This window comes from Nocardia tenerifensis NBRC 101015, assembly GCF_000308715.1.
GTDB classification, from domain to species: domain Bacteria; phylum Actinomycetota; class Actinomycetes; order Mycobacteriales; family Mycobacteriaceae; genus Nocardia; species Nocardia tenerifensis.
Map to the genome: position 1 here is coordinate 16715 of NZ_BAGH01000161.1, position 10775 is coordinate 27489.

A 10775-nucleotide genomic window follows, 5' to 3' on the forward strand; every position below is an offset into this window, starting at 1 on the left:
CTCACGACGAACTAGATCTCCCCGAACAAATACCGTTGCAGCGTAGGCGCTATCGCGCTGATCAACTCCTCGGCCGGCGCCGACGCCATCGGCTCGATGCCGACGATCTTGCGCGCCATCAACAACCCGATCATCTGCGACCCCACCAGCGCCACCCGCAGCCGCCCATCGTCCTCCGGCGTGGCGATCCGCTGCCGGACCCGCTCCAGCACCACCTCGAGAATGAACGACCGCGCCAGCGAGGTGTCCCCGCCCGCGATGATGCTGCGGACCATGGCCACGACACCGTCGCCGGCGGGGGAGTCCCACACGCTGAGCACCGCGCGAATTATGGTCTCGCCCAACCGATCCAGCGGCGCGGCGTCGACGGCCGAGAGCGTGAGCTCCGGATCGACGGGCAACTGCACGACCGCGCCGAACAACTGCTGCTTGGTGCCGAAGTAGTGATGCACCAGCGCCGGATCGACCCCGGCGTCCGCGGCGACGGCGCGGATGGAGGTCTTGTCGAAACCCGCCTCGGCGAACCGCGCCCGCGCCGCCGCGAGGATCGCCTCCCGCGCGCCGGACTGTCCCGGCCGGCGTCCGGACCGGCCGGGCCGATCCCCGGTCGCTCCGTTCGCCGTCACTGCGTGCGCCGACGTAGTGTCGCCGCCCCGAGGCACAGGGCGATGACCGCGAACCCGGCCACCACCGCGAGATCGCGCCACATCGCGCCGGTGGCCTCGGCGTGGGTCGAAACCTGTTGCAGCGCATCGACGGCGTAGCTCAGCGGCAGCACATTGCTGATCGCCTCCAGCCAGCCGGGCAGCTCCCCGCGCGGAACGAGCAAGCCGCACAGGAAGATCTGCGGCGCCACCACCACGGGCATGAACTGCACCGCCTGAAACTCGGTGCGCGCGAACGCGCTTGCCAGCAACCCTAGCGCGACACCGCAGACGGCGTCGACCACCGCGATCAGCACCACCCAGCCCGGACTGCCCGCCGAATCGAGCCCGAGCAGCCCGAACGACACCAGGCAGGCCACCGCCGCCTGCGCCGCCGCGGCCAGCGAGAACGCGGTGCCGTAGCCGCCGAGCAGATCGAGTTTCGCCAGCGGCGTGGTGAGCAGCCGCTCGAGCGTGCCCGAGGTGCGTTCGCGCTGCATGGCGATGGCGGTGATCAGGAACATCACGATGAACGGCAGGATGCCGAGCATGCTGATGCCGACCCGGTCGAACAGCGACACCGGGTTGAACGGGTTGGTCGGGGTGTCCCGATATATGAAGTACAGCAAGGTCATCAGCAGCGCGGGGACCACCAGGATCATGGCCACGGTGCGGTGGTCGTTGCGCAGCTGGCACAGAATGCGGGTGGTCGTGGAGGCGTAGGGGCGCAGGGAGAGTGTGCGCCGCGTGGAGTCGAGGGTGGTCATGGTTCCTGCCTAGTGTTCGACGTGAGTTTCATGCGGCGTGCACGCGCGTGATCAATGCGAGGAAGGCGTGTTCGAGGTTCTGCTCACCGGTTTCGGCGCGCAGTTCGTCGGGGCTGAGCTGAGCGAGCAGGTGACCCTCGCGCATGAGCAGCAGCCGGTCACAGTGCTCGGCCTCGTCCATCACGTGGCTGGACACCACCAAAGTCGTTCCGTTGGCGGCCAACTCGCGGAACTGCTTCCAAAGGTCCACGCGCAGAACTGGATCCAGGCCGACGGTCGGCTCGTCCAGCACCAGCAGCTCAGGGCGGGCGACCAGCGCGCAGGCCAGCGAGACGCGGGTCTTCTGCCCGCCGGACAGCTCGTCGCCGCGCTGGTGTGCGTGCTCGGCCAGCCCGACCGCGCCGATCGCGTCGTCGGTCGCGCCGCGTTCGCGCCCGTAGAGCGCGGCGAAGTACGCGACATTTTCGTGCACGCTGATATCGGAGTAGATGCTCGGCGACTGCGTGACGTAGCCGACCCGCCGCCGCAGCTCCGCCGACCCCGCGGGCCGCCCCAGCACCCAGATTTCCCCGGATTCGACGATCTGAGTGCCGACAATGCTGCGCATCAGGGTCGTCTTGCCGCACCCCGACGGCCCGAGCAGCCCGGTGATGGAGCCGCGCGGCATCGTCAGCGAGACGTCGTGCAGGACCTCCCGCTTGCCGCGTCGCACCACCAGGTTGCGAACCTCGACAGCAGGTGAAGAGGTGTTTTGCGACATAGTCGCCTCAATTCATCGAGTGTTGAATTCACTGTGTGATGAATTTAGCGCGGACATGCGACATCGGCAAGGGGGATGTTCTACGACGATCAGTGCCCGTGATGTCCGGGCGGCATCGGGGGCGGCGTCCCCGGCGACTGGCCCGCGTCGACGACCACGAATTGGCCCATCATTCCCTGGTCCTCGTGCCATAACAGGTGGCAGTGATACATATAGGGCGAGTTCGGATCCGCAGGTCCGTCGAAGCGCATGGCGAGGGTGACCGTGGCGTTCGGCGGGAGGAAAACGGTGTCCTTCGGACCGGTGAGCTCCGCGGGCGGCGGCCCGTCGTTTCGCGCGAGCACGCGGAACTGCACGTCGTGGATGTGGAAGTTGTGCGGCATGCCGTCGTTGTTGTGCACGATCCAGGTTTCGGCGGTGCCGCGGGTGACGGCCAGATCGATCCGGTCCATCGCCATCGGCTTGCCGTTGATGCCCGCGAGATTGATGTCGAAGCGGCGCTCCCGCACCGAGTCCGAGCCGTCAGGAGTCGACGCGCGGGTCAGTACCGACGGCAATTCCGGTGCGGGGCGCAGAGTTTCGGCGGCGCGAAGCTGGAGGATGTCGAAGGTGTCGTCGCCGCCGGCGAAGCGCTGGTTCCAGAATCCGAGGCCGGCGTCGAGCTTGTTGCCGCGCAACACCGTTCGCTCACCGGCCCGCATCCGCACGACGATCTCGGCCCGTTCGCCGGGCGACAGTTGGACACGATCGAGGGCGAGCGGCCGCTCCATCAGCCCGCCGTCGGTGCCGATGAGCGAGAACTGGCGCTCGTCGGCGAAGCCGAAGGTGTAGATCCGCGCCGTCGAGGCGTTGAGCAGGCGCAGGCGGATCAGCTCGTCGCCGACCTCGCGGTAGGGCGTCAGCGTCCCGTTGACCATCGTCCGATCGCCGAGAAACCCGGTGTCGCGGAACATGGCGTGCGACGAATCGAACTCGGCGCCGCGGAATTTCACATCCTGGACGATGACCGGCAGATCGTCGACGCCGTAATTCCTCGGCAGCGGTAGCGATTCGGAGACCTCGTCATCGAGCAGGAACATCCCGGCGAGCCCGCGTTGCACATGCTTCTCGGTCACCCCGTGCGGATGCGGGTGGTACCAGAGGGTCGCGGCAGGCTGATCCACCGTCCACTGCGGAGACCAGGCGCCTCCGGCCTGCACCATCTGGTGCGGCCCGCCGTCCATCGCCGCCGGGAGGTGCATGCCGTGCCAGTGCACCGAAGAGGCTTCGGGCAGTTGATTACGAACGGTGACCGCGACCCGCTCACCACGCCGGGCGCGCAGGGTCGGCCCCAGATAGCTGCCGTTGAAGCCCCAGGTCTCGGTGGCCTGTCCGGGACGGAATTCCGTTCGTCCCGAACGCATTTCGAGTTCGAACTCGCGTGCCCCGTCGGGTCGCAGCCGAGACGGCGCCAGCGGCGGAATGGCGAGTTCATTGCTGAATTCCGCACTGCCGACCGTGGATACGGCCGCGTTCACATACACCAGGGTGACCCCGCCACCGATCGCCAGCGCGAGCAGGGTGACGAGCGCGCCGAGAACCAGAAGCAACCGCCGCCACCTGCGCGGTCGAGAAACCGAAACCATGTGCCGACGGTATGAATCGGCACCCGCTCAGGACATCCGGGCGCGTCCCCCATTCCGACCCTTGACTTTCCGCCTGCCACACCAGGGTCGGCGGCTCACCCGCCGCCGAGTTCCACGGCCGAGTCGTGCCCGGCTGCGGCGGTGCGGCGCAGGAAATCCGCGATCACCTCCAGTTCGGCTTCGGTGTATCGATCGCACACCTTGTCCATCCGGTTGTTCATGCCCGAAAGTACTTGGTACAGCTCGGGAATGCGGTCACGGGTCGCGCGGATGGTGACCGCGCGACGGTCGGCGGCCGCCGGGTCGCGCTCGCGCACGATCCAGCCGCCGCGCTGCAGGCGGTCGAGCACGCCGGTCATCGTCGCCGGATGCAGCCCGGCGAGCTTGGCCAGTGCTCCCGCGCTGAGCGGGCCGTGCCTGTTCACCAGGTCGAGGCAGTTCCAGTCGGCGTCCTTGAGCTCGACCTTCGCCCCGAACTGCCGGTTGAGCAGCGCCAGCTGGGTGTTCAGATCCCGCAGCGACTCCTTGACCGCCTTGGCCGACCGGCGGTGTCGGCGGGTGTCCGCCATTGTTACCTCTTTCATATTGTTTGATTCTCGTATTAGTTGTTATGGTTCTCATATGATACGGCGCTCGGCCACCCGGGCGGCGGACCGACATCCACGAGGAGACCACCCCATGCGACTCACTGTCTTCGGAGCCAACGGCCTCACCGGGCGATTGCTGACCGGCCAAGCACTCGCCGCCGGTCACGACGTGGTCGCCGTCACGCGTCGGCCGGACCAGTTCCCGATCCGGCACGACCGGCTGACCGTCTTCGGCGGCGATGTGCGCCAGGCGGATTCGGTCGAGACCGCCGTGGCCGGCGCCGACGCGGTGCTGTCGGCGCTCGGCGTGCCCTTCGGCAAGGAGCCGATCGACACCTACTCCGTAGGCGTCGCCAATATGGTCGCCGCCATGTGCCGCAACGATATTCGGCGGATCGCCGTGGTCTCGTCGAGCGCCGTCGACCCGCACCCGTACCCCGGCGCGGGCTTCCTGTTCAATCGCGTGCTGCAGCCCTACATCGCGCGCGTCCTGGGTAAAACGCAGTACGACGACCTGCGGAGAATGGAATCCGTGCTCACCGCAACGGATCTCGACTGGACCATCATCCGCTCGGGTGGCCTGTACGCGCTGCCCGCCGTCACCGAGTACACGATGGTCGAGGGTCGCGCGGACAAGCGCTACACCGCCCGCGTCGACTTGGCGGCCGCCCTGCTCCGGCTGGCCGAGGACGCCACGTTCGTGCGCAAGATCGTCAGCGTCGTCACGACGACCGACAACCCGAGCCTGCTCCAGTTGATCCGCACGGAAGCACTGGGATGACCCACTCCCGGGGCCGGGCTCGATAACCGACCAGCCCGTCCGCTTTGCCCGGAGCCTCCCGCGATCTAGGCTCCAGCGGTGATCAACGAGAGTGCGGTGGCGTCCGCGGAGGGTGGACAGCTACGGGCTTCGACGCTGGAGCTGTTCTTCGACCTCGTCTTCGTCTTTACCATCACCCAGCTCACCCACGTGTTCACCCACCATCCGGGGTGGCAGGCGCTCGGCCAGGTCGCGCTGCTCTTCGGCATCATCTGGTGGATGTACAGCGGGTACGTCTGGCTGACCAACGAGGTCGCGCCGAACAGCTCGAGCAGGCGCACCTGGCTCCTGGTCGGCATGTTCTCCTTCTTCGTGCTCGCGCTGGCCATCTCCGACGCCTTCCACGGCACGGGCCTGGCCTTCGGCATCGGCTACGCCCTGGTGACCGCCGTGCACGCCGCGCTGTTCATCTCCGGCGGCGGATCCTCCGCGCGACGCGCCATCACACGCATCGGCCCGTTCAACGCCCTCGCGGCCGCCTTCGTGCTCGCGGGCGGATTGGTGCATGGCGGAGCGCAATACGTGTGCTGGGGACTGGGTTTCGCGGTCCAGGTGATCAGCCCCTACCTGGTCGACACCGGCGACTTCGTGGTGCGCGCGAGCCACTTCTGCGAGCGGCACGGCTTGGTCGTCATCGTCGCCATCGGTGAGTCCATCGTCGCCATCGGCGTCGGCCTGGCCGGGGTGAAGATCACGCCGCAGCTGATCATCACGGTGTCACTCGCGCTGTGTCTCGCCTACGTGCTGTGGTGGGCCTTCTTCGGCTTCGACGACGAACGCGGCGAGCACGCGCTCGCCGCCGTCCCGGAGCGCGAGCGCTCGCGACCCGCGGTGCTCGCCTACGGATACTCGCTGTATCCGCTGCTCATCGGTGTCATCGTCACCTCGGCCGGCATCCAGATGAGCATCGGGCACGGCAACGAATCGGTCGGCGTGGCCGCCGCGGCCGCGCTCTCCGGCGGTGTCGCGCTGTATTTCCTCGCGCAGTTCTTCTTCCGTCTGGCACTGGGTTTGCCGCGGCCGTGGATGCGGCTGCTCGCGGCTCTCGCCGTCGCCGCGACCATCCCCATCGGCGTGGTGTGGGTGTCGTGGGCGCAGCTGGCCGCGCTCGTCGCCGTCGGCTACGCCGCCGTCATCGGCGACGACCTGATCACCCTGCGCAGCGGTCAGCACAGCTCGTATGTGTAGATCGTACGACCGATACCGGGGCGCCGACGGCGCGCGATAGGTTATTGCGACCGGTGGGACACTGCTCGTCGACTCACCGAATGCTGTTCTGTCACAAGGATTTACACTATGAGAACGAGAGCTCTGCTCGCCGCGTTCGCCGCCGTCGCCGGCATCGCCGCCCTGATATCCGCCCCCGCCTCGGCGACGCCGATCCTGCACGCTGCCTGTCCGTCGGGTCAGTACGAGAACATCGACCAGCGCTGTGTGCCGCGCCCGCGCGAGGCGGTCACCCCGCCCGTCGGCGCGACCGCGCGGTGCGTGGACGGCGCCTACAGCTACAGCCGGCATCGCAGCGGCAGCTGCTCCGGGCACAAGGGCGTCGCCGAGTGGCTGGTGGATCTGCCGAGTTAGCCGTCTTGGACAATGGCGGCTGTGTGTGCCGAGGAACTAGCCGTCGAACCGCCCGTCGCCGCCCGCCGATTGCTGGGAGCCACGCTGTGGTCCGGAGCCGTCGGCGTGCGGATCGTCGAGGTCGAGGCCTACGGCGGTGACCCCGCCGGGCCGTGGCCGGATCCCGCGTCGCATTCCGGGCGCGGGCCGACCAAACGCAACGCCGTGATGTTCGGCCCGGCCGGAATGCTGTACGTGTACCTGAGCTACGGCATGCACACCTGTATCAACGTGACGAGCGGCCCGGACGGCATCGCCAGCGCGGCGCTGATCAGGTCCGGCGAGGTGGTGGCTGGCCTGGACGAGGCCCGCGCGCGCCGCCCCACCGCGCGCACCGACGTCGACTTGGCGAAGGGACCGGGCAATCTCGGCAGCGCGCTGGGAATCACGTTGAGCGACTACGGAACTCCGCTCTTCGAACCCGACTCCCCGATCCGGCTGGAGCTCGGCGACGCCCTCGCCGCGAAGGAGATCGCCAGCGGCCCCCGCGTCGGCGTGAGCACCGCGGCGGATCTGCCGTGGCGGTTCTGGCTGCCGTCGTCGCCCGCGGTCTCCACCTACCGCCGCAGTCCACGGGCGCCGCGCGCCGAGGCTTCCTGAAATTCTCGAGCGGCGGCCGATGAGTTTCGCCGACGGGCCACGTCCTATCAGGTGAACGCGCTACCCGGCGCGACCGACCTGAAGGAAGAAACGATGACCGCCATCCCCGCCCCCGCCGCCGAAGCCCGCCCCGGCAAGACGCTGAACCGCGTGCTGTGGACCCTGCAGATCCTGCTCGGCCTCTTCTTCATCATCGCCTCGGCCCTGCCGAAGCTGTTCGGTCAGGAGACGGCGGTGCAGTCGTTCGACGACATCGGCTGGGGCGACTGGTTCCGCTACTTCACCGGCATCGTCGAGCTCTCCGGCGGCATCGGCCTGCTGGTACCGCGGCTCAGCGGGCTGGCCGCGGCGGGCCTGTCCATCACCATGGTGCTCGCCGCCGCCACCCAGGCCTTCCTGCTGGACGCGCCCGCCATGTCGCCCTTCCCGCTGGTGCTGGCCGTGGTGTTCGCCTGGATCGCCTACGAGCGGCGCGACACCATCATCGCGGTGCGAGAGATGCTGTCCCGCTGAACAATTCGATAACGCAGACGATCGGCGGACCCGGGTCCGCCGATCGTCTTGCCGCGTTGCGGGGCAGTCTCACTCCGTAATCGGCTGGGAGAGATCGTCTTCCGCGATCACCTGGTACACGGCGTTCAAGGTCGGTTCGCTCACCAGGTGCCGGATGCGTTCGTAGCGGCGTTCCTCGATCGGGGTGAGGCGCGCCATCCAGGCGGGGATGTCGGCGGGGTCGGCGTTCTCGATGAGGGCGACGGTGAACAGTTCGCGCGGGTCCTCGACGTTCAACGCGCTGAAGACTTTGGTGCGCGGGTCGCCGGGGACGATCTCGTCGGGGAGCCACGCCTTGCGGAAGGTGGCGTAGTCGACGCCGTCGTTGAGGCGGCGGGACAGGGCTGCGATCAGCATCTTCGAGGGCCTTTCCGGTTTATCTTGCAGTGCAAGATAAACCGTAGCCGCCGTTTTCTTGCAGTGCAAGAAAGATCTGGCAGGATGGCTGCGTGGCTGATCGAAGGTCCCGCCCGCGCGCCGGGCTCACCAGGGAAAAGATCTTGGACGCGGCGATCGCGTTCGTCGGCGAGCACGGGCTTACGGCCCTGTCGACGCGCAAGCTGGGCGCGGCGATGGGCGTCGACGGCATGAGCCTCTATCACTACGTGCCGAGCAAGGCCGCGCTGCTGGACGGCATGGTCGAGCGACTGCTCGAGCAGTCGATGGGGGAGTTGCTGCCCGCCGACGACCAGCCCTGGCCCGAGGCCATCACCGCCATGGCGCACGGACTACGGGCGACACTGCTCGTCCACCCGGCCACCCTCGCCATCCTCGCGACCAGGCCCGTCAACTCACCCGGCGCCTACCGCATCCTCGAGTCGGGCCTGTCGGTGATGTGCGGACAGGGCGTATCGCTCGGCCGGGCGATGGACATCGTCAACGCCGTGATGACCTTCGTCATCGGCCACACCCTCGCCGAAGCCGGAACCACACCAGGTCACGAGGACGCCGACGCCGGGCAGACCGACGCGGACGCGTACCCCTTGCTCGCCGAATCGCTGGCGACCGGCGCGGGCCTGGACTTCGAGTCGCGCTTCGCCACGACCGTCGACATCCTCGTCCGCGGCTTCGCCGAGGCCACATAGGCCTTCGAGACCCGGCCTAAATCGCTCGACCTGCGGCGGATAACGCCGACACACTGAGGTGCACTCGAGCCACCTACTACCCGTGCGGAAAGATGGGACACCGTGAGCGGCGACATCATCGACGAATTGACCTGGCGCGGACTGATCGCGCAATCCACCGACCTGGACGCGCTGCGCGCGGCCCTGGACGCGGGACGGTTGACCGTCTATGCCGGCTTCGACCCCACCGGACCCAGCCTGCACGCCGGACACCTGGTTCCGCTGCTCGCGCTCAAGCGTTTGCAGCGCGCGGGCAACCGGCCGATCGTGCTGGCCGGCGGCGCCACCGGGCTCATCGGCGACCCGCGCGACGTCGGCGAGCGCACCATGAACTCCTCCGACACCGTCGAGCAGTGGGCCGAGCGCATCCGCTCGCAGCTGGAACGGTTCGTCGACCTGGACGACCCGAACACCGGCGCGGTGATCGCCAACAATATGGAGTGGACTCAGCAGCTGTCCGCCGTCGACTTCCTGCGCGACATCGGCAAGCACTTCTCGGTGAACGTCATGCTGGCGCGCGACACCATCAAGCGACGCCTCGACGGCGAGGGCATCTCCTACACCGAGTTCAGCTACATGCTGCTGCAGGCCAACGACTACCTGCAGTTGCGTCGCGCCTACGATTGCACGCTGCAGGTCGGCGGCTCCGATCAGTGGGGCAACATCATCGCGGGCGTCGAGCTGAACCGGCGAGTCGACGGCGCCTCGGTGCACGCGCTCACCGTTCCGCTGGTGACCTCCGCCGACGGCAAGAAGTTCGGCAAGTCCACCGGCGGCGGCAGCCTGTGGCTCGATCCGGAGATGACCAGCCCGTACGCCTGGTACCAGTACTTCGTGAACACAGCCGACGCCGATGTGCTGCGGTACCTGCGCTGGTTCACCTTCCTCTCCCGTGAGGAACTGGCTGAGCTCGAGACGGCCACGGCCGAGCGGCCGCACGCGCGAGAGGCGCAGCGCAGACTGGCCGCGGAGATGACCACACTGGTGCACGGCGAGGCGAACACCCGTGCCGTGCAATTGGCGAGTCAGGCGCTGTTCGGCCGCGGCGACCTGCGTGAACTCGACGAGCCGACGCTCGGGGCCGCGCTGCGTGAGGCCGCCGTCGCCGAGTTGGCCGAGGGGCAGCCGAGCACGATCGTCGATCTGCTCGTCGCGACCGGGCTGTGCGACAGCCGCGGCGCCGCGCGGCGAGCGGTGAACGAAGGCGGCGCGTCGGTGAACAACGAACGCGTGTCGGATCTGGAATGGACGCCTGCCGACGGCGACTACCTGCACGGACGCTGGCTCGTGCTGCGGCGCGGGAAGAAGAACCTCGCCGGCGTATTGCGGGCAGGCGCATGAAGATCGCGGTGGTCTGAGTCACATCTTTGTAATTCAGGCCGCCGCGAGGGTCGGATCCGCCGCTCTGACCTGCGGAAACGCGGGCGCGAGCAGCGGATTTGACGTGGCGTTCTCCGCCGCGTAACTTAGTTCAAGTCAGAGCGACACGGACACCGACCCGGAGCCGAGAAGCCCAGCGGAAACGCTGAGCGGAGGGACCGGGAAACGAGGTAGGACGAGAGCGCCTGGCCATCAGCAAGAAGCCTAGGGTGATCACACGGACTTGACTCTGTGGGAATCGCGGTTTAGGCTGGAACAGTTGCCTCACGGAAGATCCGGTTAGCGCCGGGGACGAA

Annotated in this window: 13 protein-coding genes; 7 read left to right on the top strand and 6 right to left on the bottom strand. The window is 67.9% G+C overall.

What is annotated here, in order from left to right; genetic code table 11:
* Nucleotides 1-11: 11 nt before the first annotated feature.
* The 5 genes from ON39_RS13050 to ON39_RS13070 form a co-directional block, all read right to left on the bottom strand.
* Nucleotides 12-626 carry a TetR/AcrR family transcriptional regulator gene (locus ON39_RS13050; RefSeq protein WP_083894409.1) on the bottom strand — a complete coding sequence of 205 codons (615 nt, stop codon included), beginning with the start codon at nt 624-626 and terminating at the stop codon, nt 12-14.
* Nucleotides 623-1411, bottom strand: coding sequence for an ABC transporter permease (locus ON39_RS13055; protein ID WP_040734073.1), 789 nt, complete (start codon nt 1409-1411; stop codon nt 623-625). The genes ON39_RS13050 and ON39_RS13055 overlap by 4 nt, the downstream gene beginning before the upstream one ends.
* 28 nt (nt 1412-1439) lie before the next feature.
* Nucleotides 1440-2171 (bottom strand): ABC transporter ATP-binding protein, encoded by a 732-nt coding sequence (locus ON39_RS13060; protein WP_040734076.1) that lies wholly within the window; start codon nt 2169-2171, stop codon nt 1440-1442.
* A gap of 89 nt (nt 2172-2260) precedes the next feature.
* Nucleotides 2261-3796: a multicopper oxidase family protein gene (locus ON39_RS13065; protein ID WP_040734077.1), complete on the bottom strand. Its 1536-nt coding sequence runs from the start codon at nt 3794-3796 to the stop codon at nt 2261-2263.
* 95 nt (nt 3797-3891) lie between these two features.
* The gene (locus ON39_RS13070; protein WP_083894410.1) at nt 3892-4380 is read right to left on the bottom strand and encodes a MarR family winged helix-turn-helix transcriptional regulator; all 489 of its coding nucleotides are present in this window, start codon (nt 4378-4380) and stop codon (nt 3892-3894) included.
* Between the two features lie 94 nt (nt 4381-4474).
* Between ON39_RS13070 and ON39_RS13075 the strand changes: the two genes are divergently transcribed.
* From ON39_RS13075 to ON39_RS13095, 5 genes are all read left to right on the top strand, one after another.
* A complete protein-coding gene (locus ON39_RS13075) occupies nt 4475-5164 on the top strand; it encodes an NAD(P)-dependent oxidoreductase (protein ID WP_040734080.1) in 690 nt (229 codons plus the stop codon).
* Between the two features lie 78 nt (nt 5165-5242).
* Nucleotides 5243-6391: a low temperature requirement protein A gene (locus tag ON39_RS13080; protein ID WP_040734082.1), complete on the top strand. Its 1149-nt coding sequence runs from the start codon at nt 5243-5245 to the stop codon at nt 6389-6391.
* A 108-nt stretch (nt 6392-6499) separates the two neighbouring features.
* Nucleotides 6500-6784 carry a DUF3761 domain-containing protein gene (locus ON39_RS13085; RefSeq protein WP_040734085.1) on the top strand — a complete coding sequence of 95 codons (285 nt, stop codon included), beginning with the start codon at nt 6500-6502 and terminating at the stop codon, nt 6782-6784.
* Between the two features lie 12 nt (nt 6785-6796).
* A complete protein-coding gene (locus tag ON39_RS13090; protein ID WP_063713339.1) occupies nt 6797-7423 on the top strand; it encodes a DNA-3-methyladenine glycosylase in 627 nt (208 codons plus the stop codon).
* Between the two features lie 93 nt (nt 7424-7516).
* Nucleotides 7517-7936 carry a DoxX family protein gene (locus tag ON39_RS13095; RefSeq protein WP_040734108.1) on the top strand — a complete coding sequence of 140 codons (420 nt, stop codon included), beginning with the start codon at nt 7517-7519 and terminating at the stop codon, nt 7934-7936.
* A gap of 69 nt (nt 7937-8005) precedes the next feature.
* On the opposite strand, the gene ON39_RS13100 is transcribed toward ON39_RS13095, so the two are convergent.
* Nucleotides 8006-8332 carry a hypothetical protein gene (locus ON39_RS13100; protein WP_040734086.1) on the bottom strand — a complete coding sequence of 109 codons (327 nt, stop codon included), beginning with the start codon at nt 8330-8332 and terminating at the stop codon, nt 8006-8008.
* A gap of 92 nt (nt 8333-8424) precedes the next feature.
* Between ON39_RS13100 and ON39_RS13105 the strand changes: the two genes are divergently transcribed.
* Together ON39_RS13105 and tyrS are read left to right on the top strand one after the other, a co-directional pair.
* On the top strand, nt 8425-9060 hold the full coding sequence (locus ON39_RS13105; RefSeq protein WP_040734087.1) for a TetR/AcrR family transcriptional regulator C-terminal domain-containing protein: 636 nt from the start codon (nt 8425-8427) through the stop codon (nt 9058-9060).
* A 102-nt stretch (nt 9061-9162) separates the two neighbouring features.
* Nucleotides 9163-10440, top strand: a complete 1278-nt coding sequence (gene tyrS, locus ON39_RS13110; protein ID WP_040734090.1) for a tyrosine--tRNA ligase — start codon at nt 9163-9165, stop codon at nt 10438-10440.
* The last annotated feature ends 335 nt before the right edge of the window (nt 10441-10775 follow it).